The organism is Flavobacterium zepuense (assembly GCF_007097145.1).
Classification (GTDB): domain Bacteria; phylum Bacteroidota; class Bacteroidia; order Flavobacteriales; family Flavobacteriaceae; genus Flavobacterium; species Flavobacterium zepuense.
On sequence record NZ_VJVZ01000008.1, the window covers coordinates 65,583 to 84,749 of the forward strand.

The following is a 19,167-nucleotide window of genomic DNA, read 5'->3' on the forward strand; positions in this document are numbered from 1 at the left end:
TATTATATGCACTAAATGGAATACACTTTTTACAAATACCAGGGCACCGGAAACGACTTTGTCATGGTAGACAACCGCGATGATATATTTCCCAAAAATGATACCAAACTTGTTGCAAAGCTTTGCGACCGCCGATTTGGTATTGGGGGCGATGGGCTCATTTTATTAGAAAACGCAGGAAGTGCTGATTTTCGTATGGTATACTATAATTCTGATGGAAATGAAAGCACCATGTGCGGCAACGGCGGCAGGTGCATTGTGGCTTTTGCCAATGCCTTAGGGATTATAGATAACGAAACCGAATTTGATGCGGTAGATGGCCGCCATCATGCCACTATAGATGAGTATGGCATTGTATCGCTGCACATGAAGGATGTAAATACCGTATCGGTATACGAAGATTACGTGTTTTTAGATACCGGATCGCCACATCACGTTGAAATTGTAGACGACCTGCCGGTTTTAGATGTTAAGCACATAGGGGCAAACATCCGCTACAGCGGTTTATATGGAGATAAAGGTAGCAACGTAAACTTTGTAAGTCAGACTGAAAATGACAAATTTTCAGTACGCACGTATGAGCGTGGTGTAGAAGATGAAACTTTGTCTTGTGGTACTGGTGTAACTGCCGTTGCCATAGCCATGAAAGTTTTGGGTAAGACCGATGCTAACCATGTAAGCCTGAGCACACCTGGCGGCGAGTTAAAAGTCTCTTTTGCTCAAAACGGAAAGCAGTTTACCAATGTATATCTTATTGGCCCGGCTAAATTTGTTTTTAAAGGCGAAGCAGAATGGTAACCTTAACGGGAAACACTATTTACCTTAGGGCCCTGGAGCCCGAAGACCTTGATTTTATTTACCGTATAGAAAATAACGAAGCTATGTGGCATGTTAGCAATACGCAAACGCCCTATAGCCGCTTTTTAATACGCCAGTACCTGGAAAATGCCCATCAGGATATTTATGAGGCCAAGCAATTACGCCTTACCATTTGCGATAAAGCGTCCACCGCTACTGTGGGTTTGATAGACCTTTTTGACTTTGACCCCGCCAACCAAAGGGCAGGTGTGGGTATTATAATAGAACAGGATCAGGACCGTAATAAAGGGTTTGGCAAAGAGGCTTTAAGCCTGCTTATTAACTACGCTTTTACCAAATTGCAGCTGCACCAGCTGTATGCAAATATCCATTTAGATAATGTTGCAAGTACCACCCTTTTTACTAATTTTGGCTTCCAATTAATTGGGATAAAAAAAGACTGGAACAGGCAGCACAACCAATACCATGATGAGGCGCTGTACCAACTAATAAACAATAACTAAAACATAGCATTTTGAACTTAAGGAAAATTGTAGGCATCGTGTCGCTGGTCGTGGTTATCGGCGGTACCATTTATGGCTATATGTTGTATAAGGATATATTTTCGCCAAACACGGCTTTTGATAAAGAAGAAGTGGCGGTATTTGTACCCACAGGCAGTAATTTTGAGGAGGTAAAAGCACTGGTTAAGCCATACGTTAAAGATATGGACCGCTTTGTGAGTACAGCCGAGAAAAAAGAATATCCCAATAACGTTAAAGCGGGTAAGTTTGTTTTTAGGAACGGCATGAGCAGCAACGACCTTATAATAGCCCTGCGCCAGCCCCTAACGGTGAATATTGCCTTCAATAACCAGGAAACCCTGCAAAGGGCGGTAGGCCGTATAGCGCAGCAAATTGAGCCGGACAGCCTTCAGTTACTTGAAGCGTTTACCGATAAAGCTTTTTTAGAAGAGAACGGCTTTAACGAAGATAATGTACTGAGCATTTTTATACCTAATACCTACGAGTTCTTTTGGAACACCACAGGCACCAAGGTTAGGGATAAGCTTATGAAAGAATACCGTAAATTCTGGACACCGGAAAGGCTTGCCAAAGCAGAAGCGCAAAACTTAACGCCATTGCAGGTATCGGCACTTGCGGCTATTGTGCATAAAGAAACCGTTAAGAACGATGAGAGGCCACGTGTAGCAGGCGTATACCTTAACCGACTTAAAAAAGGCATGAAGCTGGAAGCCGACCCAACCGTTATTTACGCTATTAAAAAGCAGTCGGGCGATTTTGACCAGGTTATTAAACGTGTGTTCTTTAAAGACCTGCTTATTGATTCTCCTTACAATATGTACAAATATGAGGGATTACCTCCGGGGCCAATTGCCATGCCCGATATCTCGGCTATTGATGCCGTACTAAACCCTGAGCAGCACAATTACATTTATTTTTGCGCCAGTGTTACTAATTTTGGCTACCATGAATTTGCAGTTACTCCGGCGCAGCACGAAGTTAACCGCCAAAAGTATGTTGCCTGGGTAGAAAAGATGGGTATAAAGAGGTAAATTCTTACATAAATTATAAAGAATTCCGGAGGTTTTTAAACTTTTCCGGAATTTTTTTTACCCTAAATGCCCTACAAAAATTTTAAAGCTACCGGGTTTGTAATTCCCTTTAAACAGGGTAATTAAGCGTTATTCTTACAAGGTAACATGGTCTTAACAAAAAGTTAAAGTAGGGTGTGCGGCTAAGGTGCTGTAAATCAGGTTGTGTTTTTTTGTTGTATATTTGCATCTGTGAAATTCATAAGGTGACAGATTATGAGAAATAAATACACATGATTAAGAAATGGATATACTTTGCGGGCTTAGGACTTTTTATAGCAACCGTGAGCTCAGGTTTCAAACCTAAAGAAGAAAAACAGTTTGGTAAAATAGAAGGCTTTCACTTAGCCGAAGACGAAATTACCAATTACACAGTTCCTACTATTGACGAAACCGCCAAAGTAAATTTCAATTTCCCCTTTACCGGCAAAACGTATGTAGGCTTTAAACAAGCCGTAGCCATTAAAGAATCTCAGGGCCTTTACAAATTAGTTAACCGTTACGGTTACATGGGTAAGTACCAGTTTGGCAAAAGCGCCTTACGTGCACTGGGCATTAAAGACTCCAATAAATTTTTAAATAACCCTGCGTTACAGGAACGTGCTTTTAAAGCATTGTGTTCTAAAAACAAATGGGAACTTAGAAACGAGATAGACCGTTTTGATGGCAAAATAATAAATGGCATCATGATTACCGAATCGGGCCTATTAGCCGCTGCACACCTTGCAGGCGCAAACTCGGTAAAGAACTTTTTGCATAGTAATGGTAAAAGGGCTTTCCGCGATGGTTTTGGTACTTCATTAAAAAGCTATATCAAAAAATTTGGAGGTTATGATACTTCTGCTATCGTTGCGCACCCTGAGCCTAAAGTAAGGCTTAACTAAGCTTATAGAAGCTTTAATTTATCCTCCGCATCTTTAAGCACAATTTCCTGCTCACTTAATATTTCTCCAACTTTTTTTTGCTGTAATCTATTATTACTATTTTTAACTTTTGCGTATCCCTTTTCGCTGAGGTTTTTTACATGGTTTTTTTGCAGGTATTTTAGGTACTCCCCATAGGTCATCCCATCAGTAAACGTTTCTTTTAAGTGGTCGCCGCTAAGAATGTACTGGCTGAGATTTTCCTGCAGCTGTAACGATTTTTTACGAAGGTTTTGATATTGCAATAACAGGTAGCTCTTCCTTTCCTTATAGCCTGCCCTGCTATTCAATAGCTTAGTAAGGAGGTATACTATTACACCACCACAAAGCACAATCACGATTGTAAGGTCTGGAAATAGTGGCATTGTAGTTTTCGTTTATCGCTAATTTAATCAAAAAAATGCGGTAAACCCTTATGAAATAAGGGTTTGGTGTGCGAAAAAACAATTTTATAATTTGACTGCCCCTTTTTTAATAATACCTTAAAATATGCGGTCGCAAATTTTTAATTTGTTTACATTGGCTGCCCAGTTCCATAATTTTGAAACTTATTTACTCCTCTTATTATAGCTTGCCAGCGTCACATATCCTGCAATTCCTGCCAATATCGATGCTGTTAGGATGGCAAATTTAGCTTCGGCTTGTAGCCAGGGCTTATCAAAAGACAACAATGCTATAAAAATTGACATTGTAAATCCTATACCACCTAATAATCCCAATCCTAATACATGTGGCCATCTTACTCCCTCGGGTAACTGGGCAACCTTAAGTTTTACCGATAGCCATGACATGGCAAATATCCCTACTGGTTTCCCTAAAAATAACCCTAAAACAATGCCCAGCCCTAAATTGCTGAAAAGCGATTGTGTCATCCCACTCTCAAACGTAATGTTAGTATTGGCAATGGCAAAAATAGGCATTATAATAAAGTTAACCGGGTTAGAAAGTAGGTGCTCCAGCTTTTCTAACGGCGATTCAGTGGCGTCAGGTGTAGTAGGTAAGGTAAGGGCAGTAAGCACCCCGGCAATAGTGGCGTGCACGCCGGAATGGTGTATAAAATACCATATAACAGCTCCGGATATCAAATACATCCACAGGCTTTTAACGCCTAATCGGTTAAATATAATTAGTAAGGCTATTATAGCAGCTGCATAGCCCAGGTATATCCAATGCAGTTCACCCGAATAAAAAATAGCAATAACCAGTATAGCCATCAAATCGTCTACAATGGCAAGAGCAGCTAAAAATATTTTAAGCCCGATGGGTACTTTGTTACCCAATAATGAGAGTATCCCTAAGGCAAAAGCAATATCGGTAGCCATGGGTATACCCCATCCGGCAGCAGTGCGCGCCTCGTTATGGTTAAAAATACTGTAGATGAGGGCAGGTACAATAACACCGCCAATGGCCGCAAGTACCGGTAACGCCGCTTGGCGCGCTGTAGATAATTCCCCTTCAACAATTTCGCGTTTAATCTCAAGCCCAACCAGTAAAAAGAAAATAGCCATAAGGCCATCATTTATCCAGGTTATAAGGGGATATCTTAAATGTATTACAGTAGTTTCAAAACCAAGGCCGGTTTGCAGCAGGTTCTCAAAATTATCGGCAAGGCCGGTATTTGCAATGGTTAACGATATTACCACGCACAATAATAATAGGATGCCGCCTGAAGATGATGAGCTGAAGAAGTTTCTGAATACTTTAAGGTTGATGAGTTTTGCCATATTGTAAAAATACAGAATTTAACATCAAACCCCAACAATAATGCGGCCTAAGCCTTGTTGGTAGCTACTTTATAATTGGGGTCTTCCAGTATATTGACTACGATTACACCTTCGGCATTTTTAAGCAATTGCCTGCTGTCCGGACTCAAATGTTTTAGGTGAACCGATTTACCGGCAGCGCTGTATTTCTTTGTGATATTGTTGAGCGCTTCAATGGCCGACATATCGTTAACCCGGCTTTCTTTAAAGTCGATCACGATTTGATCAGGATCGTTAGCTACATCAAATTTTTCTAAGAAAGTAGTGGTTGACCCAAAGAATAATGGCCCGAAAATCGCGTAATGCTTTGCGCCGGTATCATCAATATGGGTATTAGCCTGTATACGTTTGGCGCTTTCCCAGGCAAAAACCAATGCAGAGATGATAACGCCAATCAGCACAGCTAAAGCTAAATTATGTAGTGTAATTGTAATTAGAGCAACCATGATACCCGTAAATATATCCTGCTTAGGCATTTTATTAATAATACGGAAACTGGCCCACTCAAACGTACCGATGGCAACCATCATCATTACGCCAACAAGTGCTGCCATGGGTAGTTTGCCGATAACAGGCGCCCCAAAAAGTATAATGATAAGTATGGTTATTGCAGCTATAATACCCGATAGCCTTGCCCTCGATCCCGCTGAAAGATTAACCAGTGTTTGAGCAATCATGGGGCAGCCACCCATACCAAAAAAGAAACCGTTGGCTATATTAGCCGTGCCCTGGGCAATACATTCCCGGTTACTGTTGCCTTTGGTACCCGTAATTTCATCTACTAAATTCAGCGTAAGCAGGCCTTCGGTAAGTCCTACAGCTGCCATGATTAAGGAGTAGGGAAGTATGATTTGGAGTGTCTCCAAATTTAGAGGGATATTCGGAATATGGAAAGGAGGGAAGCCACCTTGTACTGATGCTATATCCTGAACAGTTTTGGTTTCGATACCAAAGCCTAAAACTACTGCAAACACCACTATAATAGCTACTAACGATGCCGGTACGGCTTTGGTAATTTTAGGAAAGCCAATTACTATGGCAACGGTTAACGCTACCAATCCTGCCATTGTATATAGGGTAGAACCTGTTAGCCATGCTTCTTCGCCGTTTATAATGGTTTTAAACTGACCTAATTGTGACATGAATATTACCACTGCCAGTCCGTTTACAAAGCCGTACATAACGGGTTGCGGTACAAGCCGTATAAATTTACCCAGTTTAAAAAGTCCGACCAATATTTGAAATGCACCACCTAAGGCTACAGCAGCAAAAACATATTCTATGCCTTGTGCCTGCATTAATGCTATAAGTGTAATTACCGTTGCACCCGCACCGCCGGATACCAGGCCCGGCCTTCCGCCAAAAATAGCGGTTACCAACCCCATAATAAAGGCAGCATAAAGTCCCACCAGTGGTGGAAAGCCTGCCAGTATTGCAAACGAAAGCGACTCCGGAATCATGGTCATGGCTACGGTTAAGCCCGCCAGTATCTCGTTTTTATAGTTTACTTTTTGTGTAAAGTCGAAAAGGCCGAACGTTTTGGTTTGCATGTATGTCTGTAAGTTGCGCAAAGTTACAAAGTACCTTGCTATTTAAGCATGCTAAAAATTAATATACCGGCTGCAAAACTAAATAATATTTATCGTAATATTGCGATAAATAAAAACAAATGCTATGGGCATCACAAAATCAGATCAGTTTACAGAGCGCCAAAATGAGCTTTCAGCGCTGGCAAAGGCAATAGGGCATCCTGCGCGCATAGCTATTATAGAGTATTTGTTAGAGACAAATGCCTGTGTTTGCGGCGATATTGTTGAGGTATTGCCTTTGGCGCAGGCCACGGTATCGCAGCATTTAAAAGAGCTTAAAAATGCCGGGCTAATAAAAGGGAGTATTGAGGGAACCTCGGTTTGTTATTGTATTGATGAGGCTGGTTTTGAGAAAATAAAATCTTTTTTTGATCATATTACCCTTTCTATTGCGAATAAGAAAAACGAATGTTGTTAACCTAAAAATATACAGATCATGAAATTATCTGAAATTAAAAACCATCTGGCTACCGCCGAAGCTGTAAATTTTAAACTGCCAAACGGCACTTTTGTGCCCGAGAATTTTCACGTTACCGAAGTTGGGGTTATAACCAAAAACTTTATAGATTGTGGTGGAGTGGTGCGTAAAGAAGAAGTGGCCAATTTTCAGCTGTGGGATGCTAACGATTTTGAACACAGGCTAAAGCCTAAGAAACTGCTTGATATTATTGCACTATCTGAGAAGGTATTGGGAATGGGCGACTTTGAAATTGAGGTAGAATACCAATCAGAAACTATTGGTAAATATGACCTTAATTTTAATGGTATCGACTTTGTATTACTAAATAAACAAACGGCCTGCCTGGCGCAGGATGCCTGCGGTATACCTTCTAAACCTAAGGTGAGTTTGCAAATGCTGGGTAACAATGATGGTAACTCATGCACCCCCGGCGGAGGCTGCTGCTAATTTTTATAACTTATGGATCACTGCGCACCCGTACACCAACGAAAAAAGCTTGGTTTTTTACATCGTTACCTTACATTATGGATTTTCTTAGCCATGATATTAGGTGTTTTAATAGGATATTTTATTCCTTCTTCTTCAGGTTTTATAAATTCGTTTTCCAGTGGCACCACAAATATTCCCTTGGCTGTAGGGTTAATTTTAATGATGTATCCGCCTTTGGCTAAAGTGCAGTACAATAAAATTGGAGAGGTTTTTAAAAATACCCGCGTACTCACAGCATCGTTAGTTTTAAACTGGCTGATAGGGCCGGTATTAATGTTTTTTCTGGCAATAATTTTTCTTCAGGATTATCCTGAATATATGACCGGCCTTATATTGATAGGGCTTGCACGATGTATTGCTATGGTGGTGGTTTGGAATGACCTTGCAGAAGGCAACCGCGAATATGCAGCAGGGCTAATAGCGCTTAACAGTATATTTCAGGTATTGCTTTATAGTGTTTATGCCTAAGTGTTTATTACATTACTGCCGCCTTTATTTGGCATTAAAAGCCTCGAGATAGACATAACTGTTGGACAGATTGCCGAGAGCGTGGGTATTTACCTGGGGATTCCGTTTTTAGCCGGAGTTATTTCTCATTACAGCTTAATTAAATTAAAGGGTAAAGATTGGTTTCAAAACAAATTCATTCCTCTAATTTCTCCCATAACATTAATAGCGTTATTGTTTACCATTGTTATTATGTTTAGCTTAAAAGGTAATTTAATTGTGCAAATTCCTTTAGATGTTATTCGCGTAGCCATTCCGTTAGTGGTGTATTTTGCCATAATGTTTGTGGTAAGTTTTTTTATTGGCAAAAAAATGGGAGCAGATTATTCTCAAAATACGGCTATAGCTTTTACCGCTACCGGCAACAACTTTGAGTTGGCTATTGCTGTAGCTATAGGGGTATTTGGTATTAACAGTGGGCAGGCTTTTGTGGGGGTCATAGGCCCTTTGGTAGAAGTACCGGCGTTAATAGCCTTGGTAAACCTTGCATTTTGGTTTAGAGATAAATATTACAATACAACTACAAATAAAATATAACAATGAAAATAGCATTATTTAGCGACATCCATGCTAATCTGCCTGCTTTAGAAGCTTTCTTTAAAGATCTTGATACAAGAAATGTAGACTCTGTTTACTGCCTGGGCGACCTTGTGGGGTACAACATCTGGCCTAACGAGGTGGTTAACGAGATACGTAAAAGGCATATACCCACGATTGCAGGAAATTATGATTTTGGTATTGGCAGGATGAGCAACGAGTGCGGTTGTGCCTATAAAACCGACCATGATAAGGCAAACGGAAATGTATCTATATCTTTTACAAACGAAATTATTAAAGACAGCGAGCGTAACTACCTGCGGAATTTGCCAGCGCATATTAAGGTAGAATTTCAATTGAACGAAGATAAGCTTAACCTGTTGCTTGTACACGGCAGCCCCCGTAAAATTAATGAGTATTTGTTTGAAGACCGGGAAGAGAAAAGTTTGCTTCGTATTATGGAACAAGCCGATGCCGATATAATGTGTTTTGGGCATACCCACAAACCGTATCACAGGATTTTAAATTCAGGTACAGATGCACCTCATTATCGCCATGCCATAAACCTTGGGTCGGTAGGTAAACCCAAAGACGGCGATGTAAGGGGATGTTATGTTATCATTGCCATAAACGAAAATACCAGTGTTTTAAATAAAGACAGCATTGGTGTAGAATTTATACGCTTTGATTATGATGTTGAAACAGCGGCAAAAGCTGTAGAAAATAGTCCGCTGCCGGACGAATATGCCGATATGCTTAGAAAAGCTTATTAACAACTATATGAACGGGTAAGCCACAAAATGCAGGTGGCCAATTTTAATGTAGCGCTAAAATTTATGAATGATAAAGATACACGGCCTGTTATGCAGGTCGGGCACTTCTTTTTTCCATTGGGCTACAGTTTTGGTTTTAATTAATTCGGTAGGTTGGGTAATATCAGCAGCAATGCACAGGTGTGTAGTAGGTTGTAAAGCCAATAGCACTTCTTCCAGCATTTTGTTGTTACGAAAAGGTGTTTCTATAAACAATTGCGACTGGCTTTTATCCTGAGATAATTTCTCAAAGTTTCTTAGGGCGGCCCTTTTCTCGCCTTTTTCTATAGGCAGGTAACCGTTAAAAGCAAAGCTTTGCCCGTTCATACCGCTCGCCATCATAGCCAGCAATATTGATGATGGCCCCACAAGCGGAACCACCTGTATGCCTTTTTCGTGTGCAATTTTTACAATGGCAGCGCCGGGATCGGCCACACCGGGGCAACCGGCTTCGCTCATCAGGCCAACATTTTTACCTTCCATGCAGGGCTGTAAAAAGCCACTATGCTCGGATGGTTTTGTATGCTTATTTAAAACCGACAATTTAAGGTCGGGTTGCTTTTTTGTTGGGAGTATAGCCTTAATAAAACGGCGCGCTGTTTTATCGTTCTCCACTATATAATGGTCTATAAACTCAATGGCGCGTTCTACGGCCTGTGGTAACACATCTTTAGTGTCGCCTTCTTCGCCAAGCGGCACCGGTAATAAATATAGTTTTCCTTTAGGGGATGGTGTATTCATCTTCTTGTTTAGATAATTGCAAAAATAGGCATATTAATTAACTTCCTTTCGTGTTAATTACTACTTACTAAAGATAAATAGAAGTGCTGTAACAGCGGAATTATTGAATATGGTGCTCTTTTAAAAGCTTAACAGCTACAAGTTCGCAAGCTTCATCAAGCATATCATATACATTGTCAAAACCTTCGGGGCCACCATAGTAAGGGTCGGGCACATCAACTTTCTGGCCGGGAAAAATCTCATCCATCATTAGTTTTACTTTGGCCTTAGCTTCGGGGTTTGGTGCAAGCTGTGTAACGTCTTTAAGGTTAGAGCTGTCCATAACATAAATATGGTCAAAATCTGTAAAGTCAGATTTTTTTATCTGCCGTGCTTTTTGGCAGCTGATATCAAGTCCGCGGTTTTTTGCAGTGGCTACAGAGCGTGGGTCAGGACCCGAACCGGCATGCCAGTTGCCTGTACCGGCGCTATCTACCAAAAATTTATCAGCAGGAAGTTTAGATTGTAGTATGCCTTCAGCCAGCGGAGAGCGGCAAATGTTACCCAGGCAAACCATTAATATCTTAACGGGCATTAAACCGATAGTTTTTTGTTGATATCGTCTACAAATTTCCTGAACTGCTTATCGGTAGTAACAAGGTTGTCAACCGTTTTGCAGGCATGTAGTACGGTAGCGTGGTCACGGTCGCCTATTTGCGAGCCAATGTTAGCAAGCGATGCTTTGGTAAACTTCTTTGCAAAAAACATGGCAAGCTGCCTGGCCTGCACCACGTGGCGTTTTCTGGTTTTAGATTGCAGCGTATCTACATCAAGCTGGAAATAATCAGACACCACTTTTTGAATGTAATCGATTGAAATCTCGCGCTTAACGTTTTTCACGAATTTTTCTACCACCATTTTGGCAAGCTCAAGCGTTACCTCGCGGTGATTAAAAGATGATTGCGCAATAAGCGATATTATGGCACCCTCAAGCTCGCGTACATTACTTTTAATGTTACGGGCTATATATTCTATTATTTCTTCGGGCATTTCTACGCCGTCTCCAAATAGTATGTTCTTTAGTATCGATACACGGGTTTCATAATCCGGCTGGTGCAATTCTGCCGAAAGGCCCCATTTAAAGCGCGATAGTAAGCGCTGCTCTATATCCTGCATATCTACCGGTGCCTTATCTGATGTAAGGATAACCTGTTTGCCATTTTGGTGCAGGTGGTTAAAGATGTGGAAAAACACATCCTGGGTACCGGTCTTGCCGGACAGGAACTGAACGTCGTCTATAATAAGTACATCTATCAACTGATAGAAGTGAATAAAATCGTTACGGGTATTGCGCTTAACCGAATCGATATACTGTTGGGTAAAGATCTCGGCAGATATGTACAGAACGGTCTTATCCGGGTATTTATCCTTAATTTCTATACCAATGGCATGCGCTAAGTGGGTTTTGCCCAAACCTACGCCACCAAATATAAGTAGAGGATTAAACGATGTGCCTCCCGGTTTGTTTGCCACAGCCAATCCTGCAGAACGGGCGAGACGGTTAGAGTCGCCTTCAAAAAAGTTGTCAAAGCTGTAATTTGCATTAAGCTGCGACTCTATTTTAAGATTACGAATGCCGGGTATAACAAACGGGTTTTTAAGCTCAGGGTTTTTATTTTGAAGCGGGAAATCAACCTCCTGCGGTTTAACAGGTGCGCGATGGGCGCTTGGCAACTGCTCTGTAAAGGGCTGTTTGTTGCCAAAGGTGTTTTCCATCTTAATTTTATAAAGTAACTTTGCGCTATTGCCAAGTTCTTTAGTAAGTGCAACTTTTAACAACTTAACATAATGCTCTTCCAGCCACTCGTAAAAGAATTTGCTGGGTACCTGAATGTACAAAGCACCGTCAGTTAACTCAACTGCCCTGATGGGTTCAAACCAGGTTTTGTAGGCCTGATCCTGAATATTGTCTTTTATGAATAGTAGACAGTTTTCCCATACCGATTGCGCAGTTTTAGTCATATATCCTGATAATTAGTTGTTTATTAAAGGTTGTCTTACAAAAGGGAATGACCGGAAATTCATTCCTTTTAGGGAGAACAAATATGGTTACAAAATTCAGCAAAAAAAAACTTTTGGTGTATTGATTTTTATAAAAAAATATTGTAAGCGCATCAACCTAAAATTAATAAAAAATTAACATTTTAAATATATGAATTTTCACGAATTTAAAGTACGTGTTCGCTATGCAGAGACCGATCAGATGGGGGTTGTGTATCACGGCAATTACGCGCAGTACTTCGAGATGGGCAGGGTTGAATGGCTTAGAAATCTGGGACTTAGTTATAAGTTTATGGAGCAAAACGGCATTATGCTGCCTGTTGTTTCCTTAACATTAAATTATAAAAAACCGGCCCGTTATGATGATCTCTTAACTGTAAGAACTATCTTAAAAAAACAGGAGTCGGTCAAGATAGAATTCGACTACGAAATCTACAACGAAGCAGGTGAGTTATTAACAATTGGCAACTCGATTTTAGTGTTTGTAGACATGAAAACAGGCCGCCCGGTAGTGCCGCCGGACTATGTAAAAGAGAAGCTGGGAAAATAGTTTTTAGTCGCAGTTTCAGTCTTAGTTTTCAGTCCAAAAATTAACTGAAAACTGAAAACTGAGACTGATCACTTAATCGTAATTGTATGTAAACTGCTAAATACCTCAAACACCATTGGGGCATTTTGTTTTCGGGTGCTTAGGGTAATTTCGCAGTTGTTTTCCATTTTTTGCGATACGATATTAAGGTTCTTCTCTTTAATAATACGCATTACTTTGTTCATGTCCTGGTAGCCAAATTTTACAGTATAAAGTACATCGATGGTTTTTTCAACGATTTCTGATGCCTCTAAAGCCATTTGTGCCGAGGTTCGGTACGCAGAGATTAGTCCGCCCACACCCAACTTCACCCCGCCAAAATACCTGACAACCACAACCAACACATTTGTAACACCAAAACTTTGTATTTGCCCATAAATAGGCATTCCTGCGCTGTTGTTGGGTTCGCCATCGTCGTTAGTGCGGTAGTAAACAGTATCTGCCCCTAACTGGAAAGCATAACAAAAATGTCCAGCCGATTGGTGTTGTTTTCTAAGATCAGTGATTAATGGCTTAACCTCATCTTCAGTAGTAACCGGGTAGGCATAGCCAAAAAACTTACTGTTCTTTTCTTTAAACAGTGTTTCGGATGATGGAGCAGCAAGGGTTTTATAGGTGTCTTTTTTCAAAAAGCATCAAATATAAGGCAAAGGTATTTTACAGTTTTGGTTTATGCAAATTATCTATAATATAAAAATATTATTACTTTTTCGATAAAAAATAGAAATATTAGTAAAAATTATTAATTTCGGCACGATAAAATAAACCAATAAAGTAAAATGAAAACAAACAAATTGATGCTGTTCGCAGCGTGTACTGCTGTTTTAGTTTCGTGTAACAAAAATGAAAAGACAACAGATGCTCCTGCTGACCCGGCTGCTGCGAAAGAAGCTGCTGCAAAAGATTCAATTCAAAAAGCTGAAAAGGCTGAACTTGAATTGTTTAAAAAAGATTCTATTGATGCATCCCAAATTAAAGGTTATACTGTAAAGAAAATTTCAGGCAAGCAAAAGTATAGCGGGGAGAAAACTTCTGTAAAATATGTTTCGTTAGCTCAACAAATTGAAATTATTAAAAAAACTTCAGAAAAAGAAATGTGGGCAAAGGAGAAGCTTGACGGAATGATTGCTGAATATAAAAAGTTTGCTGTTGGCGGAATTGTAGACCTTGAGATTGAACGATCTACAATAGAATCTGCAAATAACAAAATGTTTACCGTTATTATTAAAGATTCTAACGATAATGAAGTATATAGAGAAGAGTTAGAAAGTGATGTTCCTAATGTTCCGAGTGGATCTGATAATTGGTGGAATTCAGGTAGCGCTTTTATAGCGAAAAGAGTTGAAACTCCATTCTATATATATGTTGTAGATAAAATGGAGGATGCTCCTTTTAAATACGAAGTAACGGCTATTAGAAAGTAATTTAAGTTACTTTGAAAAAGCGCGATTTTATCGCGCTTTTTACGTTATTAAAAGTGAACTTTAAGATTGTATTATCATTAGCCATGCCAAACAATTTCTACATAAAAAACCAGGATCACTTTAAGCTGTATGTTGCGCTTAAGGATAAAATTAACTTTGAAGCGCTTTTATTAAGTAACAATATCCGTTTTCATGTTGACGATAATCAGGCAATATCAGGCAGCGATACCCGCTATTTTTTACTCATACAAGACAGCGGTAGGGTAAATGAGTTGTTGAGGGACAATAATATAACAGCAAGTACAGATACCATACAACTGGTTGATTACGATGAGCGAAGGAAGGTAAGGATGATGTATTATTGGGTACTTCTTGTAGTTGTGTTGTTGTTCTACATTGCTGTAATAGTTTTGGAATAATCGGTCATCATCCTTTTCCTTTTTGTTGATTTATAAGAAAGGTTTAATGCGTTTCTTTAAGAAATTTGAAGCATTAATTGCACTACATCGATATTAATGACAATAAATTATTAAAATAGAGCGTAATGTTTTTTTTTTAGGAATTAACTGTTATATTTGCAGTAATAATTTAAACCCCCGAAATTATGAAGACAAATCTTTTAAAATGGTATATGGTTGCTTTCCTGTTGGTTAGTGATTTCGTTATGTTTGCTCAAGGTGATGATAACGGTGACTGTGTTAATGATGACTGTGTAGAAGGTAATGATGATGATAGCGAAGCTGGTCTTCCAATCAATACAAAGCTTATTTGGTTAGCCATTTTAGGTATTTCATTTGCTTTTTATTACTACAAGAAAAACAAAGAGCAAAAAGCTATATAATTAAAAATTATAGTTTAAAATATACAGGAACCACGCTTTTGCGTGGTTTTTTGTTTTCTGTAAATCCGCGTAATGTTAATAGTGTATCAACAAAAATCCCCGACTCAAATTACATTGAGCCGGGGATTTATTATATCGGGAGTATTAATATTATGCCGTAACCTGATGCATAACCTCGTTGGTGTGCTCGTTCATCTCTACCTGTTTAATAGTAAACATAGAGCGAACTATAAGGCCTGTAAAAGTTAGGCAAATCAGCATTACAAAAAGGTGCAGCAGTGTTACTGCAATATTAGGCTGTGATGTTGTGTCGTTTAAATTGAAAAAAGATATGGCAAAAAGCGCAATGTTAGGGAGAAGGAGTATCAGTTTCATAGCTTTTTATTTTTTAGCTAATTTCCTGATTTGCAGTGTTAATTTTTGCTAATAGGTTTGTAAATATTAGTTAAAAATCACGGTATAATAATTTTTGTATAAACTGCGTTACCCCAAATATTAAAGTACATTTTGTATTTTTGTGTTATGAAGTTAGCAGATTACAAAAATCTAAATGAAGAAGAACAATACCGCATTTTATGGGATGAAGGTGTATTGATAGATGCCTGCATAGATGGCACTAACAAAAAACTGCTGTATGCTATAGATAATTTTTTTGTAGAGTTGTGGTGCCATACCATTACCAATAAAATTATCTGGAAGCTTAGCTTTAAGCAAGGCAAATTGCTGGAAAAATACCTCAATAAATATTCGGCACCTATCAATCCTGATAATTTGAGCCGTTAAGTTTGCCATAATATTAACTATTGCGGTGGCTTAAATAGCTACCTTTATGTAAACACCCTTTTATTATGGATTTGCACAAGGTCATCAAACAGGTAATGCCTACGTTTAACGTTATTCGTAACGATATTGTTATGCTACGGTATGCCAACCCTGCCTTGTCACAGCATGCGCTGGCTTCGGCATATCTAAAAAAAAACCGTAACAAATATACTGCTGCCGGTGTGGCAACGGCTTTACCGGGCATTATACCGGGACTGGGCACTGCTGCACAGATAGCGGTAGAGGTAGGGGCAACATCGGCCGATGTGCTGCTTATGCTACGCTGGATGGCCTCGTTAGCCTTTGGCGTAGGGCTTATTTATGATAAGGACATACAGGAAGATTTTGAAGAAGAATTCACACTCATACTCGGTATTTGGGCGGGTGTGCTGGTGGCCGAAAAAGCGGCGCTATCTAAAGGGGATAAGATTTCTATTGGGCATTTTGACCAGCATATTACCGACAGGATAAAGAACCGCATGAACCAGAAAATAGGTCAGAAACTGGTAACCAAATATGGCTCTAAACGTGCGGGTACTGCGCTGGGACGGCTTATACCTTTTGGGGTGGGCGCTGTAGTAGGGGGTACGTTTAACTACTTTACCATAGAGCGTTTTGGCAAAGCTGCCATTGATTATTTTACTACGCAAAAACAGGACTACTACCTGGAGTAATTTTAACTCTTTTTATCTGAAGCAGATGAAGATCTGGCTAAAAAGTAAAGTACCGGTATATAAACTAAGGCAAATATCATAAGTATGTAGCCTTTACCAAGTTCTTCGCTATCGCCTATTGCAACCTCAAAGCTTGAGTATTCTATACAAATAAATATAAGCGGTATGGCTATCTTAAAAGCACGAAGCAATCTTGTTGCGTTTGTGTATTGTTTCAGTGCGTTGTCCGGAGTAATTTCGGTAGGGTAATTAAATAAATGTGGCTTCCCGGTAAGGAATGTCAACAATATAAACAGCAATGTACATACACCTGCCATCCCGAAAACCGATGCACTGTCGCCATAACCATCAACATCGCCACTGCCGTTAAAATGTGTCGGAACTATATCCGGCGAATTTTGGTAGCTGTAAATAGCAAATCCCCACAGGATTATTAAAAGCAGGTAGGAGGTAACTTCCAGTACTTTGTCTGTAGCAGTGAGCGGTAGGTGTAGTTTAGGCCTGTTGGTCATGGCGAAAAGTATTTACACAAATATAATTATCTTTAACCAAAACATCAAGCGTTGAAACAAAGTGCAGGCATATTATTATACCGTTTGGAGGATGCAAAGCTTCAGTATTTCCTGGTACATCCCGGCGGGCCATTTTTTGCTAAAAAGAACGAGGGCTGGTGGACGGTACCCAAAGGCGAATTATTGCCTGATGAAGAACCTCTTAATGCCGCCATACGCGAATTTGAGGAAGAAACAGGTTATAAGCCATCGGGCGAATTTACAGCATTGCAGCCCATAACCCAAAAAGCAGGCAAACAAGTATTGTGCTGGGCGTGTGAAGGCAATCTTGATGCCGCCGCAATTACCAGCAATACCTTTGAGATGGAATGGCCGCCAAAATCAGGTAAAATGAAAGCTTTTGCCGAAGTGGATAAAGCCGGATGGTTTACTTACGATGAGGCCAAAGTACTGATTAACGAACGGCAGGTTGCTTTTTTAGATGAACTTCGCGAAAAACTAAAAATAGATTAAAACCAAACGCAAAAAAGCAGAAGCAACATTATAGTTACTTCTGCTATTTAATTAAAAACTAATTTCGATAAAGCTTATGATGCTTTAGGCGAAACACCTGTTTCTATATATTCTTTAAAATTCTGAATATCTTTTGTAAGCATCCTTTCAAAAACCGGGGTAAACAATTTGGCTATTTTTTCGCCTGCTTTACCCAGTGGTGCATGGTAGGATATGGTAACCTCGATTTCGGTAGAGAATCCGTTATCGGTAAATTTAACCTTGCCTGAATTGTTAACCGTGCTGCCCGGCATAGAGTGCCAACTTAGCAGCTTGTTAGGCTCATCCATCAATATTTCGGCTTTCCAGCTCAGGTGCCCAATGCCCGCAGGGCCTTTGGCTTTCCATTCTGATATATAGTTGTCTATTGGAGTAACGCTTTCTAAATGGTTCATAAATTCAGGATGGCTCTCCAGGTTGCGCCATGCGCCATAGACTTCCTCTACAGGTTGGTTTATGGTTAATGATGCTGTTGCCGTAACATTATCGCCTTTTAGGGCACCTGCATGGTTTACGGCATCATAAGCGGGGCAATACCCGCTAATACCCCTAAAGAGCATGGTTCCGGCGGTAATGCCTTCGGCTACCTTTCTTTTATCATCCTTTTTTAGGGCGCGGTATAATAGGTACGATCCGGCGGCTATCATAAGCAAACGCTCAGTAGTACCTACATTAACCCTTAGCCCCGGAATGATGCTTTTTTTACCTTTATGTAAGTAGCTCTCAGCCTCTTTGGTGTTGGATACCGATGCATAGCGGTTAGGGTCGGTACCCGATGCATCATATTTAGAAAAATTCCTTTTGTGTGTTCCTGTTGCTGTAAGTTCCATGATTAGTTGGTTTAATGTTATGTATGTAATAAAGTTACCCTTTAAAACCTTTAAGCTCTTATAATTATATTATAAAGTATTCTTAATGATGTTTTAAAAAGTAGTCGGTCTTAAATGCTATGTAACTTATAAATTGATTATTTTCGGTACATCAAACCAATCACATCAACTTATGGACTATACCTCTAAACCTAAACCCGACCTGCTGCAAAGCAACCCGCAGGAATATTTCAGGCTTCAAAAACAAAAGCAACGTAAAAAAGCCCTAACTATAATTGCCATTGTAATACCGGTGCTTGTAGCAATTGGTTTTGCGTTTGTATATGGAATAAGCAGTTTTATGAAAAGTTCTGATGCTTATAAAACCGCCATTACCGCGATAGAAAGCAAGGCAGAAATTAAAGCCTGGACCGGTGGTATTACCGGCTATGGCTTTATGCCCACCGGCACCATACAAACCACTAACGATAGCGGGCATGCAGAACTTACCATTGCCGTAAAAGGCGCCAAAAAAGATGTAGATGTTTACGTAGCCCTCACCAAACAAAATGGCGCCTGGCAAATTCAACAGATGGAGGTTGTGGAGTAAAAGTAAGACTGCTTTAAAAGTAAATAATTCTGCATCGGCTTCCATTTCGACGAAGGGTAA

At 39.8% G+C, this 19,167-nt stretch carries 25 protein-coding genes and 1 pseudogene; 16 read left to right on the forward strand and 10 right to left on the reverse strand.

The window, feature by feature from the left end:
* The first annotated feature begins 15 nt into the window (after positions 1-15).
* From dapF to FMM05_RS12955, 4 genes are all read left to right on the forward strand, one after another.
* The gene (gene dapF, locus FMM05_RS12940) at positions 16-798 is read left to right on the forward strand and encodes a diaminopimelate epimerase (protein WP_143373818.1); all 783 of its coding nucleotides are present in this window, start codon (positions 16-18) and stop codon (positions 796-798) included.
* A complete protein-coding gene (locus tag FMM05_RS12945) occupies positions 792-1,322 on the forward strand; it encodes a GNAT family N-acetyltransferase (protein ID WP_143373819.1) in 531 nt (176 codons plus the stop codon). Before dapF ends, FMM05_RS12945 begins: the two co-directional genes overlap by 7 nt.
* An 11-nt stretch (positions 1,323-1,333) precedes the next feature.
* On the forward strand, positions 1,334-2,374 hold the full coding sequence (gene mltG, locus FMM05_RS12950; RefSeq protein WP_143373820.1) for an endolytic transglycosylase MltG: 1,041 nt from the start codon (positions 1,334-1,336) through the stop codon (positions 2,372-2,374).
* Positions 2,375-2,646: 272 nt separating this feature from the next.
* On the forward strand, positions 2,647-3,297 hold the full coding sequence (locus FMM05_RS12955; protein WP_143373821.1) for a peptidoglycan-binding protein LysM: 651 nt from the start codon (positions 2,647-2,649) through the stop codon (positions 3,295-3,297).
* A 2-nt stretch (positions 3,298-3,299) separates the two neighbouring features.
* Here FMM05_RS12955 and FMM05_RS12960 read toward each other — a convergent pair whose 3' ends face one another.
* From FMM05_RS12960 to FMM05_RS12970, 3 genes are all read right to left on the reverse strand, one after another.
* Positions 3,300-3,701, reverse strand: a complete 402-nt coding sequence (locus FMM05_RS12960; RefSeq protein ID WP_143373822.1) for a hypothetical protein — start codon at positions 3,699-3,701, stop codon at positions 3,300-3,302.
* Positions 3,702-3,884: 183 nt separating this feature from the next.
* Entirely contained in the window at positions 3,885-5,060 is a 1,176-nt protein-coding gene (nhaA, locus tag FMM05_RS12965) for a Na+/H+ antiporter NhaA (protein WP_143373823.1), read from the reverse strand.
* A 47-nt stretch (positions 5,061-5,107) separates the two neighbouring features.
* Entirely contained in the window at positions 5,108-6,649 is a 1,542-nt protein-coding gene (locus FMM05_RS12970; RefSeq protein ID WP_143373824.1) for a SulP family inorganic anion transporter, read from the reverse strand.
* Positions 6,650-6,773: 124 nt separating this feature from the next.
* Here FMM05_RS12970 and FMM05_RS12975 point away from each other — a divergent pair, with 124 nt between their 5' ends.
* The 4 genes and pseudogenes from FMM05_RS12975 (at position 6,774) to FMM05_RS12990 (ending at position 9,454) form a co-directional block, all read left to right on the forward strand.
* Positions 6,774-7,106, forward strand: coding sequence for an ArsR/SmtB family transcription factor (locus tag FMM05_RS12975; protein ID WP_143373825.1), 333 nt, complete (start codon positions 6,774-6,776; stop codon positions 7,104-7,106).
* Positions 7,107-7,124: 18 nt separating this feature from the next.
* Complete coding sequence (locus FMM05_RS12980; protein ID WP_143373826.1) at positions 7,125-7,595, forward strand: DUF6428 family protein; 471 nt, start codon at positions 7,125-7,127, stop codon at positions 7,593-7,595.
* A gap of 12 nt (positions 7,596-7,607) precedes the next feature.
* Positions 7,608-8,681 (forward strand): annotated as a pseudogene (gene arsB / locus FMM05_RS12985) (ACR3 family arsenite efflux transporter).
* Between the two features lie 2 nt (positions 8,682-8,683).
* The gene (locus tag FMM05_RS12990; RefSeq protein WP_143373827.1) at positions 8,684-9,454 is read left to right on the forward strand and encodes a metallophosphoesterase family protein; all 771 of its coding nucleotides are present in this window, start codon (positions 8,684-8,686) and stop codon (positions 9,452-9,454) included.
* Between the two features lie 54 nt (positions 9,455-9,508).
* Here FMM05_RS12990 and FMM05_RS12995 read toward each other — a convergent pair whose 3' ends face one another.
* The 3 genes from FMM05_RS12995 to dnaA form a co-directional block, all read right to left on the reverse strand.
* Positions 9,509-10,234 (reverse strand): SAM-dependent methyltransferase, encoded by a 726-nt coding sequence (locus FMM05_RS12995; protein WP_143373828.1) that lies wholly within the window; start codon positions 10,232-10,234, stop codon positions 9,509-9,511.
* A 100-nt stretch (positions 10,235-10,334) separates the two neighbouring features.
* Positions 10,335-10,808 (reverse strand): low molecular weight protein-tyrosine-phosphatase, encoded by a 474-nt coding sequence (locus FMM05_RS13000; RefSeq protein WP_143373829.1) that lies wholly within the window; start codon positions 10,806-10,808, stop codon positions 10,335-10,337.
* A complete protein-coding gene (gene dnaA, locus FMM05_RS13005) occupies positions 10,808-12,235 on the reverse strand; it encodes a chromosomal replication initiator protein DnaA (RefSeq protein ID WP_143373830.1) in 1,428 nt (475 codons plus the stop codon). Before dnaA ends, FMM05_RS13000 begins: the two co-directional genes overlap by 1 nt.
* A gap of 190 nt (positions 12,236-12,425) precedes the next feature.
* Between dnaA and FMM05_RS13010 the strand changes: the two genes are divergently transcribed.
* Positions 12,426-12,824: an acyl-CoA thioesterase gene (locus FMM05_RS13010; protein ID WP_143373831.1), complete on the forward strand. Its 399-nt coding sequence runs from the start codon at positions 12,426-12,428 to the stop codon at positions 12,822-12,824.
* A 68-nt stretch (positions 12,825-12,892) separates the two neighbouring features.
* On the opposite strand, the gene FMM05_RS13015 is transcribed toward FMM05_RS13010, so the two are convergent.
* On the reverse strand, positions 12,893-13,492 hold the full coding sequence (locus FMM05_RS13015; protein WP_143373832.1) for an IMPACT family protein: 600 nt from the start codon (positions 13,490-13,492) through the stop codon (positions 12,893-12,895).
* A gap of 150 nt (positions 13,493-13,642) precedes the next feature.
* Between FMM05_RS13015 and FMM05_RS13020 the strand changes: the two genes are divergently transcribed.
* The 3 genes from FMM05_RS13020 to FMM05_RS13030 all read left to right on the forward strand — a co-directional run bounded on the left by FMM05_RS13020 (position 13,643) and on the right by FMM05_RS13030 (position 15,128).
* A complete protein-coding gene (locus FMM05_RS13020) occupies positions 13,643-14,287 on the forward strand; it encodes a hypothetical protein (protein ID WP_143373833.1) in 645 nt (214 codons plus the stop codon).
* Positions 14,288-14,370: 83 nt separating this feature from the next.
* Complete coding sequence (locus FMM05_RS13025; protein ID WP_143373834.1) at positions 14,371-14,706, forward strand: hypothetical protein; 336 nt, start codon at positions 14,371-14,373, stop codon at positions 14,704-14,706.
* Positions 14,707-14,891: 185 nt separating this feature from the next.
* The gene (locus FMM05_RS13030; RefSeq protein ID WP_143373835.1) at positions 14,892-15,128 is read left to right on the forward strand and encodes a hypothetical protein; all 237 of its coding nucleotides are present in this window, start codon (positions 14,892-14,894) and stop codon (positions 15,126-15,128) included.
* Between the two features lie 150 nt (positions 15,129-15,278).
* Here the strand turns inward: FMM05_RS13030 and FMM05_RS13035 are convergent, their stop codons facing one another.
* Positions 15,279-15,503, reverse strand: coding sequence for a hypothetical protein (locus FMM05_RS13035; protein WP_143373836.1), 225 nt, complete (start codon positions 15,501-15,503; stop codon positions 15,279-15,281).
* 147 nt (positions 15,504-15,650) lie between these two features.
* Here FMM05_RS13035 and FMM05_RS13040 point away from each other — a divergent pair, with 147 nt between their 5' ends.
* Both FMM05_RS13040 and FMM05_RS13045 read left to right on the forward strand, forming a co-directional pair.
* Positions 15,651-15,911, forward strand: coding sequence for a hypothetical protein (locus tag FMM05_RS13040; RefSeq protein WP_143373837.1), 261 nt, complete (start codon positions 15,651-15,653; stop codon positions 15,909-15,911).
* Between the two features lie 65 nt (positions 15,912-15,976).
* Positions 15,977-16,624, forward strand: a complete 648-nt coding sequence (locus FMM05_RS13045; RefSeq protein ID WP_143373838.1) for a hypothetical protein — start codon at positions 15,977-15,979, stop codon at positions 16,622-16,624.
* Between the two features lie 2 nt (positions 16,625-16,626).
* Here FMM05_RS13045 and FMM05_RS13050 read toward each other — a convergent pair whose 3' ends face one another.
* Positions 16,627-17,136, reverse strand: coding sequence for a DUF1648 domain-containing protein (locus tag FMM05_RS13050; protein WP_143373839.1), 510 nt, complete (start codon positions 17,134-17,136; stop codon positions 16,627-16,629).
* 51 nt (positions 17,137-17,187) lie between these two features.
* Here FMM05_RS13050 and FMM05_RS13055 point away from each other — a divergent pair, with 51 nt between their 5' ends.
* Positions 17,188-17,649, forward strand: a complete 462-nt coding sequence (locus tag FMM05_RS13055) for an NUDIX domain-containing protein (protein WP_143373840.1) — start codon at positions 17,188-17,190, stop codon at positions 17,647-17,649.
* A gap of 74 nt (positions 17,650-17,723) precedes the next feature.
* Here FMM05_RS13055 and FMM05_RS13060 read toward each other — a convergent pair whose 3' ends face one another.
* Entirely contained in the window at positions 17,724-18,518 is a 795-nt protein-coding gene (locus FMM05_RS13060; RefSeq protein WP_143373841.1) for an SRPBCC family protein, read from the reverse strand.
* Between the two features lie 172 nt (positions 18,519-18,690).
* On the opposite strand from FMM05_RS13060, the gene FMM05_RS13065 reads away from it, so the two are divergent.
* The gene (locus tag FMM05_RS13065) at positions 18,691-19,107 is read left to right on the forward strand and encodes a cytochrome c oxidase assembly factor Coa1 family protein (RefSeq protein ID WP_143373842.1); all 417 of its coding nucleotides are present in this window, start codon (positions 18,691-18,693) and stop codon (positions 19,105-19,107) included.
* Positions 19,108-19,167 lie beyond the last annotated feature (60 nt).